Origin of the sequence: Azospirillum sp. B21 (assembly GCF_008364825.1) — a bacterium.
GTDB lineage: Bacteria > Pseudomonadota > Alphaproteobacteria > Azospirillales > Azospirillaceae > Azospirillum.
On sequence record NZ_VTTO01000030.1, the window covers coordinates 1 to 13,779 of the forward strand.

Sequence of the window (13,779 nt, forward strand, 5' to 3'; positions counted from 1 at the left end):
GCGGTGGCGACATTGCCGCCGTTCGCCATCTGATTGGCGAAGTCGCTGACCTGCCAGCCTGCTTGCTGAACGACGCCATTCAGACGCCTGGTGCTGGCGGCTGCGCTCTCCTGCGCCACAACGGCGGCGCGTGTGGCCGCAATACCTGCGGCTATCGCCTGTGCCGACTGCTGGGAGGCCACGCTGGTGCGGCCATAAGCCTGGGCGAGCATGCCCTGGATGCGGACAGCCTCCTCGGCCGACCGGTGGCCGTGCTGGACCTGCACGTCGACCGCCTCCAGAGCCCCTTCCAGCGTCTTGTAGCTGCGGCGCAGGCGCTCGACAGATTGGGCATCCTGCTCCCGCTGCTGGTAGGCCTGCCGCTGCTCCTGGGTCAGCGCTGTATAGCCGCCCGCCAGCTTGCCCGTGCTTGCGGTCAGCTGTTCCAGTTCCTGCCGGACATTGTCGACCTTCGTCTTGCCAAGCTGGTCGACCTGCTGGGTAATGCCCTCCAGGTCGCGCTTTGCCTGCGCGACATCCGCCTCCACGCTGAAGCGGGCGGTCACGTTCCGTCCGGCCATGGTGTCACCGTTCCTGTTGGAGGAGTTCCGCCTCGGCCGCGCTCATGATCTCGAAGGCGTCGAGCATGATGGCGGCCTGATCGCCGTAGCCGCCGGCTTCCGGCAGATGGCCGGCGGCGGGGATGATGCCGGCGGCCATGCCGCCGATCCGCCCTGGGTGGGGGCGGTAGGCGCGCCAGTAGCGCACCATCTCAAGATCCCCGTCGGTCAGGCCGAGGCGGGGATTTCGCTCGTGGCGCTCTCCGTAGAGGAGCCACGCGGAGCCGTCAGGTGCTTCTGCGCCGTCCGGGAAGGCCTCGGGCTGGAGGCTGACCGCGACGGCGATGCGGAGTTTTTTTCCAGCGCCTTGGTCGGGCGCATCAGGTTCATCGCCTTGAAGCCGATCGCCTGCATCTCGCCCTCTTCCAGGGCGGCCAGCGTCTCGTCGGTGGTGAGATTGCCACGCCGCGCGAAGGGGGCGTCGACGTTCTCCCAGCCGAGCAGGAAGTGCCGGCAGGCCACGATGGGCGCGACCGACAGATAGAACTCCTGATCACCCTCAAGCGCGGCAAAGCGCCCGCCCAGCGCTCGGGCAACACGGGTGATGCCGGGCCAACGGTCGCGGACCTCAGGGGCGGCGTCGGCAGGCCGACCGGCCGCCTCGACCTCATCAACGATGGCCAGCAGCTCCGTCAGGTTCACCGGGGCGACCGCCTCCAGGTCCTCACGCAGCGCGGCGTAGAGGGTGGCGTCGCCGGCATAGGTGGCGCCAGTGGCCGTCAGGTCGCGGCGGAAGGCGGCGCGCTGCAGGTGGCTGGCGACAGCCAGCAGATAGACCGGCTGCGGCGCCGCGTCGATCTCGTCCTGCACCTTGCCGATCTGACGCCCCAGCGCCTCGCGCTGTTCGTCGGTGGTTGCCTCGTCGAGGCGAGCTTGCAGCCAGTTCAGCAGTTCAACGCGCGGGGTGAAGCGGACCACGTCCTTGGCGGAGATAGGGAGCATGGAAGTCATCCTCTGTCGGGGAGGGTTAGGTGCGGGCGGAGCCGACATCTCCGCCCGCGTGGGCGCACGAAAGCGCCCCGTCGGCCGAAGCCGACAGGCTTTCCCGGTGCCGGCCGGGGTCTCGGGTGTCAGTGAATGCAGATAAAGGCGCCAGCGTCCTGACCGGTGCAGGCGAACTGGTGCGTGTTGGTCAGCAGCCCGTTGCGGTCACCCGGCTGCAGGTTGGTGTAGAAGGCCGCCGGGATGGTCAGGCCGACGCGGTTGCCGGCCGCCTGACCATAGCTGGCGTGGATGATCTGCTGGGTTCCGGCCCGCAGCGCCGCCATGCTGTCGCGGGTGGCGATCAGCGTCTCCAGCGGGTCGCAGCTGCCGGTCATGTTGCGGGCGGTGATGATGGAGGGGTCGAAGCCCTCGGCCGCGTTCGGGTTGTCGGGGTTCGTCATCTGGTTGCCGAACTCGACCGACAGCGACGCCATGGCCGAGACCACGCGGTTGACCAGGGCCTTGCCACCCTTCCACACCGGCGGGCGGGTGGCGTCGTAGACCAGACCGCCCGGCACCGCCGCATCCGTCTTGCTGACGAACATGCCTGTGAAGGTGAAGCTGATCCTGCCCACGTTGCCGCTGGTCAGGCGCAGCGTCGCGTTGCCGCGGCAGCCCGCCACCTTGTAGAGCACCCCGTCCTGGTAGAGGTAGAAGGTCAGGGACGGGATGGAGACCGAGGCCGGCTTGTAGAGCACGTTCACCGGCACCTGATAGCTGGTGCCGGTCGACAGCGCCGTGCCGAACTGGTCGGCGAGCGTTGCCACCTTGCCGGCGCTGTAGTCCGCCACGAAGGAGGTGGCGCCGGCCGCTGGGTTGCCGGTCAGCAGCAGCGGCATGCCGCGGTAGGCCTGGGCGGTTCCGCTGGCGCCGGCGCCGAGCGTCAGGCTGGTGGTGGTACCGGCGGTGGCGGCCTCGACCGCAACGGGCACGGCGGTGGAGGTGATGGTCTCCGCCCAGCCGCAGGCCTTCAGCAGCTTGCCCCATTCCGGGGCGGTACCGGCGACGCCCGAGCCCTTCAGCAGGACGTCGAAAGTCAGCTGCACCGTCATGCCGCCGGTGATCGGACCGCGGCCGTCCAGGCTGCCGGTCACCTCGTTGGTCTGCACGGTGTTCGGGTTGAAGCTGATCTGCGGGTTCTCGACCAGCACAGCATCGGTGCCGGCCACCGGCGAGGCATCGACGCCTTCGGTGGTCTCGATCTTCGCCAGCAGGGCGGCATTGCGGGAGCGCAGGGCCATGGCGGGAACTCCTTACTCGGCCACGGGCGCGGTCGGCGCCTCGCTGGCGGGCCGACGGCCCTTGGTGATGGTCGCCGGAGAAGCGGCGGCTTCGGCGGCCTTACGCTCTTCCTCGGTCAGGTTGACGAGCTGGTCGCCGTCGCGAAGCTCGAAGCTATGAGCAGGCGTCGGCGCCACCGCCGCCTCCCGATGGGACGGAATGTCCATGAGTGCTCTCCGGATGGGTGGAAGGTCAGGGGGCGAAGGCGTAGGGGTTGCCGGGCCGGGTCCAGTATTCGACGTCATAGGCGGCGAAGATGTCGCCCACGCCGCCGATCCCGTCCCCGTCAGCCGCGCCTTGATCGGCATCGGCAAGGTTCACGTCCACCGCCACGCCCCCTAGGGTCGGGTCGGCTTCCACGGCGCGCTGCAGGGCGGCCCACATATCGGAAAGGGCTTGGTCCAGGGCCTCGTCCGTGCCGGCCTTCAGCATGGCAGTGACCGTGATCCGCTCGATGTTGCGGGTCACTGCGGCGCTTGATTGCTCCGACGCGGCCGGACCGGACCGCATCACCAAGGCCGGCAGTTGGTCGGCGTCATCGTCCTCAGACAGCGGCTTGCGGCGCGCCCGGTAGACCTTGATCGTGCCGGGGACGTTCTCCGCCGCGACGGTGCCGAGCATCGTCAGGAAGGCGGACAGCACCTGCTCGCGAACGGATGTTGGCATCAGCGCAACTCCAGGCGCCAGAGCAGCCGATCGGCGTCCGGCCGGCTGGCCTTCTGGATCGTGTAGGTCTTCCCGCCGACAGTCAGGCTTCCGCCCTCCTTCATCACCGGGATCTCGGAGACCTGAACCTCTGCGATCCGGCTGATGGCGGTCACCTCCGCGTCGCCCCCGCGCCAATCCGTGTCCGGCTGGCGGAAGATGGCGCGACAGGGGGCGGCGGAAGACCCGCCGGGGGCGGTGTAGGCGGCGTCCGACGCCATGTTCGGGTCAGCGAACAGGACGCCGAACATGGCGTCGAAGACGCTCACGGTTACACCGTCCCGTTCAGGCGGACGTTGCCGGTGGCCGACGGGTTGGCTGCCGCCGCCATGGCGCAGCCAATCAGCGTGTTGCCGGTCGCCGTGGCGGTGACAACCTTGTTGGTATTGTCCCAGTAGACCTTCGCGCCGACGGTCCAGGCCTCCGCGCTGTTCTTGGCGAGCGTGTAAACGCCCTCGGTGCAGAGGTCGACATCGGCGCCGCTGGCAACGGTCGTGGAGGCGACGCCGAACAGGGCGCCAACCAGGCAGCCGGCGCCGCTGACCACGTCATAGGGGGCGGCGACGGTCACCGTCTTGCCGGGCTGAATGAAATTCTTCATCGCTGGTTCTCCAGAAACGGCGAAGGCGCCGCAGCAGGCGCCTTCATGCCGTCATTGTGGGGTGGTGGTTCAGTTGCCGGCGTTGCGGTATCCGCCCCGGTAGTCGACCGCGCCGCAGCCGAAGTCCAGGGTGATGCGCAGCGCCACGCCGTCGGTCCGGAAGCCCTCTTCGGTCATGAAGCGGGGGCCGGGGTTGCCTGCCAGATAGCCGTAGATGAACACCTCGGCGACGGCGGGATCGGCGAACAGCCACCAAGCGTTGCCGGTGATATTGGCGTCGGCCACGGTGGAGAGGCGCCCGGAGAACGGATTGACGTTGCCGGCCTGCTGCGGCTGGATCGCGGCGACCAGCTGCTCCGCCTCGGTCTCCTTGTCCGGACCGCACAGGATCACGGACGGGGTGATGTTCAGCTTCAGGCCGTCCATGCTGGTCTGCTTGCGCATGGCCGCCCGGCCAGCACCGATCGCCGCGACATCGATGGCGGTCCCGGCGCCGGCAAGGTTGCCGTGGCCCGCGTGGAACACGGCCTTGTTGTCCGACAGGGTCGGACCGGCGCCGCTGTTCTTCAGCATCATGGCGTAGAAGGTCGCGTTTTCGAAATCGGCCACGCGGCGCGACGCCATGCCGACCAGATCGGCGAAGGCCATCAGGTCGTCGTTCACCAGCACGCGGCGGCTGATGTTGACGATGCGGCCGAAGCTGGACAGCGTCACCTGCTCGCGGCCTTCGGAGATGGTGCCGTCCTTGATTTCGCCCGTCTCGCCATACTCCAGCAGCGGCGGGAAGTCGCCGGCCTGCAGGAACTTGTGCGGCTTGAAGTCATTGAAATCGCGCCGCTTGGCGAGGCGCCGATAGGTCGGCTCCGCCTGCTGGTAGGACTGACGCAGCACCTTGTTCGCGGCGGCCTCCAGCAGCAGCGGGAAGTCCGACGTGCTGTGCATGGCACGGCGCAGGATTTCGTCCGGGTTCCGCGAGCGGATGCCGCACAGGTCGGCCGCCATCTCCAGCATGCGGACGTCCATGTACTGGCGGGCGCGCTCGTTCTCGGGGGTCGAGTAGGTCGCGCGGGCAACAATGGCGTCCGCCATGGCCGAGCGGACTGCCGCCGGATCGTCATGGGAAATGCCGACGCGGATGGAGGAGGTGGGCGCCTGCTCCGAGCGGGCAGCCAGGGCAGCCAGAGCGGCGGTGTTGACGGCCTCGGCGGTGGAGCCGCCGTCCACATGGGTGCGGATGAAATCGGCGCCCAGGGCGTGACGCTGCGCCACGTCGTTGACATGGGCGATGCGGGCGCGCTCGGCCGCGATGGCGGCGCTCACCGCGGCGGCATCGGCGCCAACGGCACGGGTGTTGTCAACGGGCAGCTCGGTGCCCGGCTCGTGCTGGACGGTGTCCGGCATGGTGCTCTCCTGGGTGGCGGGCTTTGCCCGGTTGATGAACTCGCAAGGGGTGGACAGATCGGCGGAGCGGGTGCCCGCCCCGGCATCGGCGCCGATCGGCACCATGGACAGCTCCATCGGCTGCCAATCGATGGCGCGGTAGGTCGGCAAGGCGCCTTCCTCCTGCGTCACCTCGAACTTCCGCACGGCGTAGCCGACGGAAACGTTTCGGATGATCCCGGTTCGAACGTCGTTCCAGAACGGCTCGACGTCGGGGCGTTCCGAGAAGCGCACCAGGGCGGTGCCTTGATTGCCGTCCACTGCGGCCCGCTCGACCACGCCGATGACCTGGCTGAGGTCATACTGGCCGTGGGCGTTCAGCAGCGGCGCGCCGCTGTTGAGCCGGGTCAGGTCGCAGTGCTCGGGATCGAGCGACAGCACTTCCATGAAGCGCTCGCCCGTCCGGTAGTTGACGCGCGGCACTCCGGCACCGGTCGACCAGACCAGTTCGACGGTGCGCGCGCTCTCATCAACGGTTCGGACCGCTGCAGCGCGCGTCTGCATCGGAAGGTCCTGGATCAGGCTATCAGGCATTCGAAGGGTCTCCCTGCTGCGCTCCGCCGGCCTTCGTCACCTTGCGGGGGTCGGTGTCCAGAACGACGCCTGCGTCATCCATCGCGGCGTTGATCCGGGCGATGTCGGCGAGCTGCTGCTTGGGGTCATAGCCCCACCGGGCAACGAACTGGTCCCAGGTGTAGCGGCCCGTGCGGACGGCCAGAATGTCGGCGGTCATGTCCTTGACCGGGTCGATCGGCTCATGAGCCGGCGGGCTCCACTCGACCGGGTATTCGCCGGCCGGCAGACTGCCGGACAGGATCGCGGTCTCAATGAACCGGCGCCAGACGGGCGCGCAGAACATCGGGATGAGCATCTGCCACTGCGCCTGCTCGACCAGCCGACGGAACTCCACCTTCCCCGCCCGCAGGCTGGAGTAGTTAGCCTGCCGCAGGTCCCCGGTCATCTGGTCGTAGGTCACCCCGGTGCCGACCGCCATGGCCATCAGCGCGTGGAGCGTGAAGGGGTCGAAGCTGGGCGATGCAGTCGGGTTCAGGAACTCGACGCTCTCGCCCGGCCGAAGATACGGGACCATGCCCGGCTCCATGCCCTCCACCCGCCTGCCGTCCTCCGTCTCGCTGGTGACGCCGATCGGGTTCTGCCCGCCGTCGTCGGCCTGCGTCACGACCATCCCGATGCAGGCTTCCATCCTGGCCCGGACGATGGCCGCCTCGTGGAAGTCGTCCAAGTCGCGCGCCTTCAGCAGCACCGGGGCGAACCACGGCACGCCACGAACCTGCCCGGTCCGCAGCTTGCGATAGACGTGCATCACCTCCGAGGCGTCCACCACGTTGCTGGACAGGCCCTGCGCCGTGAGGCTGTAGGGATCTCCGGGATGGGAGTTGAACAGCCAGTAGCCCGTCCGCCGGTCCAGCGGGTCGAACTCTACGCCCTGGATGGTGCGGCGCCCGGTCAACGCGCTGTCGCGCGAGGCGTCAAGATAGTCGCCCTCCAGGACCTGCACCTGATAGGGAACCGGCAGGCGGTCTTCCGGCCGGCGGTTGCGGTGCCGCGCCAGCACCTCGCCGCCCTCCACGACGGTCCGCATGACGAGGGCCTGCAGGCCGGCAAAGTCCAACTGGCCTTCGGCATCGCACTGGGCAGACCAGCGCTGGAACAGCGCGTCAACGCGCCTGTCCAGCGCGTCATCGCCGGCCCGGCTTTGCGGCATGATGCCGGTCCCGACCACGTTGGCGGCCCAAATGTCCACCACACGGGCTGCATAGGGGTTGTTGCGCACCAGATCGCGCGAGCGGGAGCGCAGGCGCGCCAGGGCGGGGCCGATCTCAGCATTTGCGGAGGTGCCGGAGGTGTTCCAGCCATCCGTCCGCCGGCCGGTGACGGCGCCTTCATAGCTGCGCGTCATCAGCCCCATGGCGACGCGCGCACGTGCCCGCTTCGCGCCGGCCTCCGGGGAGAGCCAGCCGATAGCCTTGTCCAGGATGTTCATGGGTTCAGCCCCGAGAGAACTTGGTTACGCTGGTCCGGGTCGTGGCCCGCGCCGGCTGGAGCGGGTTCGGCACGCCAAGTGCCGTTGCCGTGGTGGCGATCGCCGTCTCCAGGTCCCGCATGGAGCGATAGTCCACCCGCTTGCCGTCGATGGTGACGCTGGTCGTGCCGGCGGCCCATGCGTTGACCAGGGTGTTCAGGTGCGTCTGCGTCAGTGCCATGCTCTATCGCCTTCCCCATCCGCCGCCGCGCCCGGCAAGCCAGCCGCCGCCGGGTTGCCGCCGCTCTTCCCGCTTGGCCGGCTCCTGTTCGGCAGCCGGCGCAGGTGCTCCTGTCGCCCTTGCCTGCGGCGGCTCCACCTTCACCGGCACAGCAAGCGCCCTCCGGAGGTCAGCCCATCGCGCCGCAGTCCAGCGCTCAACCCCCATGGCCACGATGCAGGCCCGGGCGTATTTCCAGCCATCCAGCGCCTCGGTGGCGTGGACCTGCTTCCACTCGCCGCGCGCCTCAACCCACTGATCGCCGACCAGCTGCTTGCACACCTCTTCGGTGGCCGCCTTGCTGAGGTGGACATAGCCGGCCGGGAACCCGGCGCCGCCGGCAGCCTCCTCGTCGGTGGGCGGCTGCAGGCTCAGCTTGCCGTACAGCTCCAAGGTCAGGACGTGGCCGCCGACCATGCCGAGCTGAAGGCCCCGCTTGCGCCGCCCTCCCTTCGCATTGGCTTCGCGCACGCTGGACCAAGCAAAGGACGGCGCCCCGATCGTGGTCGCGCCTTTCACGGGGATGACCAAGCCCGGATGCCTCTTCGCCCATGCCTCCACCTGGGTGGTGGCAAAGCCCGTGTCGGCTCCGACCTTCGACAGCCGCATATCCACCCCTGACGGGTGGCGCCAGGCGCCCTGGATGACGCGGGACGCTTCGTCCCACACCGCCGCGTCGTAGGGGTTGCCGGGGATCACGATGTGATCCACCAGCCAGCATTGGAGGTCCTGCCCCCATGCCCAGACGAACAGTTCGATGCGGCCGGGGCTCTTCTGCACGTCGAGGCCGGCGGCCAGCACCAGCCCGCCGTCCGGAACCCCCTGATAGTCCTCCCGGCGATCGTAGAGTTGGCGCCATGCCGGCGCTTCGCCCTTCACCTCGTAGGTTTCGGCCAGCACCTGATTGACAAAGACCCGGAGCTTGTTCGGATCCTTCTTGGCCCGGACGAACTCCTTGGCGATCTCCACCCACGCGGCACCGGCAAACTGAGAGTAGGCGGCCCAGATGTGGAACGACCGGTGCGGCCAGTTTTGCGGAGCATGCGCCCGCCACTCGCCGCGCTCGTCCATCTCGGCCTTGTGCTCTTCCTCGATGACGCAGCCGTTGACGCAGACATACCAAGCCCTGGTCGGCGCCTCCTTCGGCTCGTAGCGGATGCCCGCACCGGTGCCGTCGCCGAACACGAGGATCTGCATCTCGCTGCAGTGAGGACAGGGGACGTACCGGTATTCCTGTGTCCCCTGCTCAAACAGGGCGTCGATCTTGGAGAAGCCCTTGATCGTCGGCGTAGAGCCGGCGGCCTTCAGCGGGTCGTCGCTCGTCAGGCAGCGCTTGAAGGCCAGCTCCACCTGATCGCCTTCGACGCCTGCCGTCGGCGGGTAGCCGTCCGGCTCCTCCAGGATGACCTTGTCCGCGGTGATGCGGCGGAACTCCTTCGGGCTGTTCGCCCCCTTGATCTTGATCCAGCCGCCGGGGAAGCGCTTGGACCGGATTGTGTTGCTGCTGTTTCGCGTCTTGGTCGAGAACAGGCGCCGCACAGCCGGCCAGAGGATCAGCTTGGACACGTCGTCCTTGGCGAAGTCCTCCGCATCGTCCACCGTCGGCTGGTAGACCAGCACACGGCTGGGCGACTGGTCGGCGCAGTAGGCGATGTAGTTCTTCACGATCTGCGAATAGCCGATGCGGCTGGACTTCTTCGCCGTGATCTGCCGCACGCCCGGCTCGGTGAAGGCGTCCATCATGTCGACCTGGAAGGGGAACGGGCGGTAGCGCGTACCATCCTCCAGCCGGGCATTCTTCAGGGACCATTCCGACAGCGTCATGCGCCGGCGGGGCTTGAGTGCCAGAAGCCACCGGCCGACATGCTCAGCCAGCAGAGAACCGCGGACGCGGACGACGTCATTCTGCGCCATCGTCTTCCTCGTCTTCGTCTCCGCCGCCCATTTCCTCGGCGATCCGGGCCGTGCTCAGCTCGTCCAGCGCATCTTCCAGTTCCGTGGCGATGCGATCCTTCAGGCGGCTGTCGCCCTTGGCCACCTTCGCGGGGATGCGGTTCAGCTTCGCCTTGACCATCTCGATGACGGACACCACGGCAGCGGTGTAATCGGCGATCGGCACCAGTTCGCCCCGCTTCTCAGCGTTGCGCATGGCGTAGTTGTCGGCCTGCTCCTTCGCCAGCCGCGCTTTCTCGGCGACGAGGTCCAGGCCTTCCGCTTCAGCGTCGTCCGATGCCCGGCCCGCCGCCCGCTCACGCAGGTGCCGGATGTAGGCCACCCGGCAGGCGTCCAAATCCATCTGGCTGCGCGCGTCAGCGTTGAAAATCCCACGCTTCTTCAGGTCTCGGACGGTGCGATCCGTGATGTCGAGGTGTTCGGCGACTTCAGCTTGGTTTGCCACCGCCCCCTCCCATCCTCATGCCCAGGGGGAAGCGGAACCCCCTTGGCGAATTTTCGAACCTAGACAGAGATCGGACTTGTCCCACCCGCTATGGGGGAGCGGCCGGAAGGACCCGCCCATACCCCCCCCCTTTCCCTGCCCCATCCTCATGGGAGGCCCCGCCCTGCCCCTCAGGCGCCCGGTGGCGCGGGTCTCGCCCGTCGGTCGAAGGTCGGGCGCCTCGGGCAGGCGCGCCCATCAGCGGGCGACCTGCGGACTGGCCGCGCTCAGTCCCCCTTGACCGCGTCGGCGATCATCGCGGGGAAGCGGGCCTGCCACTCCCTCACCACGGCATCGAGGTCGAGCCGCTTACGGATCGTGGCCTCGCGCACCAGGACGAACATCAGGACCAGCTTGGCTTCGCGCCCTTGGGAGGTGCGGCCACTTGTGGCGCGCCGCACGCCTCCTGATTTGCCGGAGACCACGTCGGCGAACAGCAGGACGGACTTGCCCGCGGCGATGGAGCGCAGCGGGCCAAACCGCTCCGCCACCTCGTCAGGAGTGAGGAAGCGCCCGCGCGATCCCTTCGGGCAGTTCTTGGTCGGGATGGCGAGCCACCCCCGCTTCGATCGGATCGTCGCGCCCTCGTTGAAGGCGTCGATGATGCCTTCCCACTTTGCCGCCGACGGCGCACGCCCTCGGACGTACACCTCAGCAGCAGGATGAAGGCTGGCCCGGTTGCCGCCAGGGTAGGCGCTGTAGCCGAGCGCCCGGCCGAGGTTGCCGAGACCGGCGGACCGCATGGCGCCCCGCATCTCCTCGCGCATAGTCTCGGCAGCATGCTCGGTCACATCGGTGAGGCGGCGGGCTGCGTCTTCCGTGAACTCATCCAGCAGCCCCTTGAAGCTGCCGGTGATGGTGACGCTGGCGCGCATAGCTCACCCCACCGGCTGCGGCACGTCGACCGTCCAGCCATCCATCGCGCCCACGGCGATGCGCCCATCAGGCACGTCGCCCATCAGCGGACGGACGAAGCGGGAGGCGTCGGCGTACCCTTCGGCGATGGCTTGCCGCTCGAAGACGTCTGCCGTCTCGGCGATGGCCTGGGATAGAGGCTTAGGCGTGTCCGTCATCATCCATCTCCACGAACAGCGTGACGACGCCCAGCAGGGCGATGGTGACGCCGATCCACCAGCAGGCATCGGCGAGCGCCGCATAGGTCACGTCACGCCTCCACCCGCTGGCTCGCCAACACCACGCCGGTCAGGCCGCGCACCTCTTCGGCGATAGCCCGGACCTCCTGGCTCACAGCCTCGATCTGCTGGGCGATGGTCGCCATGCTGGCCGCTGTCTCGACCTGGGACTGCGCGGTCAGGCGCAGCGCCTCCACCACGGTCGCGGCGTCAGGGCCGGGGATCGGTCGGCGCGACCAAATCCACATGCAGGCTACACAGCCCAGCACCAGCAGCGCTGTGATCTGGGCCGCAGGAGATAGGCCGGCGATGCGGGCTAAGGCATCCCCGACATCGGGGATCGGTAGGGTTTCCATGAGTGATCCCCGAAAACGCGGAAACCCCGCGCGGCGGGTGCCGGCGGGGTTCTTCATGGGCGCGCTTCGCGCCTGAAACTGTCAATACACCCGAGATTACTAACAAATCGTAAACGCATAGGGGGTAGAGCGTGAATATCGGCGGTCGCGGGATGGCCATCGGGGGTCATATAACCCCCACCACCTCCCACGACGTGAGCGACGCGCGCGAGAGTTGTTTCGCTACCGCCTCCATCGCGGCTTCGAACCGGTCGGCGATGGCGTGTCCGTGGTCCCACATGCCGATGCTCGGCCAATAGTCGAGCGGGCAGTACAGCACCTCCACGCTCTCGGCCTTGTGTCCCACCACCTCGCGCCGGCCACGCCCGCGGAACTCCCGGATCGGCGTCACCACCGCGACGCGCTCGGCGACCTCCAGGCGGTAGGCGATCACGTCACCGGTCGGCGGGTAGACGGCCTGTCCGCGGCGGCTGTCACTGTCGGCGAGGTGTGGCATCGGCTGCGGCTGGACCGTCGGCCGACCCGGCGGGCATCCGATCTTGGCGTGTTCGATGACCAAGAGGCGATCATCCTCCGGCAGCGTCAGCAGCGCACGGGTCACCGGGCTCAGGTCCGGGTGGCTCTCCTCGGTCAGGCTCTTGTGCCGGCCGCCGTCGACCCAGCAGCCAAGCTCCTTCCACCGGAGCATATCCGCGACACCGTCGGTCGACCACGAGCAGGACGCATCACTCCAGCCGGCCGCCTCACCGATGCAGTTCCAATAGCGGATTGCCCAGACGACCATGTCCCAGGCGGTGCCGGAGCGGGTGCGGGCGGTAACAGTCACCGGCGGACGGGCGGCGAAGGTGGCGGGTGCCGGCATTGCGGTCATTGGCGGGCCTCCTCGAATGCATGCACCGCCGATCCGATGGTGCGCCCAACATCGGCCGGCGTGATGGTGATGGCCGCATAGACAGCCGCGCCGATGATGGACAGGGCGAGCGCGGCGACGAATGCGAACCACAGCTTGAAGAACAGGGGGATGCCGTGGCGGCGGTGCGGGTCGTAACGGTTCACGCTTCGGCTCCTTCGGTGAAAATCGGCTCGTGGTCGCCGGGCCGGTTGACGAGCGTCGACGCGCCGTCCGCCTCGAAGGCGTACTCGATCCGGCCCAGGTATTTCTGATTGTCCAGCAGGTACGAGACCGTGCCGGGGTGCCACCGACCACCGCGCTTGGTCCGCCGGCCTTCCGCCGTCAGCGTGTCGGCGATGGCTTGCAGCGTCGCGCCCGTGTCGCGCAGTTCGCGCGCCCGGCGCACGGTGGCGGCTTCGTCGTCGTCAATCTCCAGCCCGCCCGACATGTCGCGGCGATAGCCCAGCGGTGCGGCGCCGCCGGCAAAGCCGCCCTCGTTGGCCTTGGCCTTCCGGCCGCCGATGGTGCGCTCCAGGATCGCCTTGCGCTCCATCCCCGCCATGCCGGCCAGCACGCCGAAGACCATCTCACCCATCGGGGTGGCGGTGTCGATTGGCTCGGTGACGGATCGGATCTGAATGCCGGCGGAGCGCAGTTCATCCACCGCGGTGACGGCGTAGATCATGTGGCGGGCCAGCCGGTCGAACTTCCACAGCAGCACGCTGGCGCGGCGCTCCTTGGCGAGCGCGACGACGCGGCCGAACCCCGCCCGCTCCATCGGCCGGCTGGCTCCGGACACGCCGCGGTCGGCGATGACATCGACCAGCTCGTAGCCCTGGCTCTCGGCGAATGCCCGGATCGCCCGTTCCTGCACGTCGATGCCGAACCCGCTCTCGGCCTGCTCCTCGGTCGACACCCGGACGTAGCCGATGGCGCGTTGCGCCGCCTCCTTCCGGGCCTCCGTCTTGGCGCTGGACCGGGCCATTTTCTTGGCCGCGCGCCGGCTGATGGCGGGTGCCACGCTCGAAAGGATAGCAGCGCCGGAATTTATAAATTCTCGGCAGAATTTATAAACCCGTACAGATGC

19 protein-coding genes are annotated in these 13,779 nt (G+C 68.3%); all 19 read right to left on the reverse strand.

Going from position 1 to position 13,779, the window contains the following annotated elements:
* On the reverse strand, positions 1-560 hold a 560-nt coding region (locus FZ983_RS32090; protein ID WP_149228826.1), incomplete at its 3' end, for a hypothetical protein.
* A gap of 4 nt (positions 561-564) precedes the next feature.
* Positions 565-750 (reverse strand): hypothetical protein, encoded by a 186-nt coding sequence (locus tag FZ983_RS32095; protein WP_149228828.1) that lies wholly within the window; start codon positions 748-750, stop codon positions 565-567.
* Positions 751-767: 17 nt separating this feature from the next.
* Positions 768-1,541: a hypothetical protein gene (locus FZ983_RS32100; protein WP_149228830.1), complete on the reverse strand. Its 774-nt coding sequence runs from the start codon at positions 1,539-1,541 to the stop codon at positions 768-770.
* A gap of 128 nt (positions 1,542-1,669) precedes the next feature.
* The gene (locus tag FZ983_RS32105) at positions 1,670-2,824 is read right to left on the reverse strand and encodes a hypothetical protein (protein ID WP_149228832.1); all 1,155 of its coding nucleotides are present in this window, start codon (positions 2,822-2,824) and stop codon (positions 1,670-1,672) included.
* A 12-nt stretch (positions 2,825-2,836) separates the two neighbouring features.
* Positions 2,837-3,031, reverse strand: a complete 195-nt coding sequence (locus FZ983_RS32110; RefSeq protein ID WP_149228834.1) for a hypothetical protein — start codon at positions 3,029-3,031, stop codon at positions 2,837-2,839.
* Between the two features lie 25 nt (positions 3,032-3,056).
* The gene (locus FZ983_RS32115; protein WP_149228836.1) at positions 3,057-3,530 is read right to left on the reverse strand and encodes a hypothetical protein; all 474 of its coding nucleotides are present in this window, start codon (positions 3,528-3,530) and stop codon (positions 3,057-3,059) included.
* Positions 3,530-3,838, reverse strand: a complete 309-nt coding sequence (locus tag FZ983_RS32120) for a hypothetical protein (protein ID WP_149228839.1) — start codon at positions 3,836-3,838, stop codon at positions 3,530-3,532. The genes FZ983_RS32115 and FZ983_RS32120 overlap by 1 nt, the downstream gene beginning before the upstream one ends.
* A gap of 2 nt (positions 3,839-3,840) precedes the next feature.
* Entirely contained in the window at positions 3,841-4,170 is a 330-nt protein-coding gene (locus FZ983_RS32125; RefSeq protein ID WP_149228841.1) for a capsid cement protein, read from the reverse strand.
* 69 nt (positions 4,171-4,239) lie between these two features.
* Positions 4,240-6,144, reverse strand: coding sequence for a prohead protease/major capsid protein fusion protein (locus FZ983_RS32130; RefSeq protein ID WP_149228843.1), 1,905 nt, complete (start codon positions 6,142-6,144; stop codon positions 4,240-4,242).
* Entirely contained in the window at positions 6,137-7,615 is a 1,479-nt protein-coding gene (locus FZ983_RS32135) for a phage portal protein (RefSeq protein ID WP_149228845.1), read from the reverse strand. Before FZ983_RS32135 ends, FZ983_RS32130 begins: the two co-directional genes overlap by 8 nt.
* A 4-nt stretch (positions 7,616-7,619) precedes the next feature.
* Positions 7,620-7,835, reverse strand: a complete 216-nt coding sequence (locus tag FZ983_RS32140) for a hypothetical protein (protein WP_149228847.1) — start codon at positions 7,833-7,835, stop codon at positions 7,620-7,622.
* Positions 7,836-7,838: 3 nt separating this feature from the next.
* Positions 7,839-9,788, reverse strand: coding sequence for a terminase gpA endonuclease subunit (locus FZ983_RS32145; protein WP_149228848.1), 1,950 nt, complete (start codon positions 9,786-9,788; stop codon positions 7,839-7,841).
* Entirely contained in the window at positions 9,775-10,272 is a 498-nt protein-coding gene (locus FZ983_RS32150; protein ID WP_149228849.1) for a hypothetical protein, read from the reverse strand. The genes FZ983_RS32145 and FZ983_RS32150 overlap by 14 nt, the downstream gene beginning before the upstream one ends.
* A 266-nt stretch (positions 10,273-10,538) precedes the next feature.
* Positions 10,539-11,186 (reverse strand): DUF6441 family protein, encoded by a 648-nt coding sequence (locus FZ983_RS32155; RefSeq protein ID WP_149228850.1) that lies wholly within the window; start codon positions 11,184-11,186, stop codon positions 10,539-10,541.
* Positions 11,187-11,189: 3 nt separating this feature from the next.
* Positions 11,190-11,384, reverse strand: coding sequence for a hypothetical protein (locus FZ983_RS32160; protein WP_149228851.1), 195 nt, complete (start codon positions 11,382-11,384; stop codon positions 11,190-11,192).
* A 92-nt stretch (positions 11,385-11,476) separates the two neighbouring features.
* Entirely contained in the window at positions 11,477-11,800 is a 324-nt protein-coding gene (locus FZ983_RS32165; protein ID WP_149228852.1) for a hypothetical protein, read from the reverse strand.
* A gap of 166 nt (positions 11,801-11,966) precedes the next feature.
* Entirely contained in the window at positions 11,967-12,671 is a 705-nt protein-coding gene (locus FZ983_RS32170; RefSeq protein ID WP_149228853.1) for a hypothetical protein, read from the reverse strand.
* Complete coding sequence (locus FZ983_RS32175; RefSeq protein ID WP_149228854.1) at positions 12,668-12,856, reverse strand: hypothetical protein; 189 nt, start codon at positions 12,854-12,856, stop codon at positions 12,668-12,670. Before FZ983_RS32175 ends, FZ983_RS32170 begins: the two co-directional genes overlap by 4 nt.
* Positions 12,853-13,677: a recombinase family protein gene (locus tag FZ983_RS32180; RefSeq protein ID WP_149228855.1), complete on the reverse strand. Its 825-nt coding sequence runs from the start codon at positions 13,675-13,677 to the stop codon at positions 12,853-12,855. The genes FZ983_RS32175 and FZ983_RS32180 overlap by 4 nt, the downstream gene beginning before the upstream one ends.
* Positions 13,678-13,779 lie beyond the last annotated feature (102 nt).

Coding starts and splice junctions, on each gene's coding strand:
- FZ983_RS32145 (WP_149228848.1), bottom strand. CDS start 9,788: ATGGCGCAGAATGACGTCGTCCGCGTCCGCGGTTCTCTGCTGGCTGAG.
- FZ983_RS32125 (WP_149228841.1), bottom strand. CDS start 4,170: ATGAAGAATTTCATTCAGCCCGGCAAGACGGTGACCGTCGCCGCCCCC.
- FZ983_RS32140 (WP_149228847.1), bottom strand. CDS start 7,835: ATGGCACTGACGCAGACGCACCTGAACACCCTGGTCAACGCATGGGCC.
- FZ983_RS32110 (WP_149228834.1), bottom strand. CDS start 3,031: ATGGACATTCCGTCCCATCGGGAGGCGGCGGTGGCGCCGACGCCTGCT.
- FZ983_RS32155 (WP_149228850.1), bottom strand. CDS start 11,186: ATGCGCGCCAGCGTCACCATCACCGGCAGCTTCAAGGGGCTGCTGGAT.
- FZ983_RS32105 (WP_149228832.1), bottom strand. CDS start 2,824: ATGGCCCTGCGCTCCCGCAATGCCGCCCTGCTGGCGAAGATCGAGACC.
- FZ983_RS32170 (WP_149228853.1), bottom strand. CDS start 12,671: ATGACCGCAATGCCGGCACCCGCCACCTTCGCCGCCCGTCCGCCGGTG.
- FZ983_RS32100 (WP_149228830.1), bottom strand. CDS start 1,541: ATGCTCCCTATCTCCGCCAAGGACGTGGTCCGCTTCACCCCGCGCGTT.
- FZ983_RS32160 (WP_149228851.1), bottom strand. CDS start 11,384: ATGACGGACACGCCTAAGCCTCTATCCCAGGCCATCGCCGAGACGGCA.
- FZ983_RS32095 (WP_149228828.1), bottom strand. CDS start 750: ATGGTGCGCTACTGGCGCGCCTACCGCCCCCACCCAGGGCGGATCGGC.
- FZ983_RS32165 (WP_149228852.1), bottom strand. CDS start 11,800: ATGGAAACCCTACCGATCCCCGATGTCGGGGATGCCTTAGCCCGCATC.
- FZ983_RS32115 (WP_149228836.1), bottom strand. CDS start 3,530: ATGCCAACATCCGTTCGCGAGCAGGTGCTGTCCGCCTTCCTGACGATG.
- FZ983_RS32130 (WP_149228843.1), bottom strand. CDS start 6,144: ATGCCTGATAGCCTGATCCAGGACCTTCCGATGCAGACGCGCGCTGCA.
- FZ983_RS32180 (WP_149228855.1), bottom strand. CDS start 13,677: ATGGCCCGGTCCAGCGCCAAGACGGAGGCCCGGAAGGAGGCGGCGCAA.
- FZ983_RS32135 (WP_149228845.1), bottom strand. CDS start 7,615: ATGAACATCCTGGACAAGGCTATCGGCTGGCTCTCCCCGGAGGCCGGC.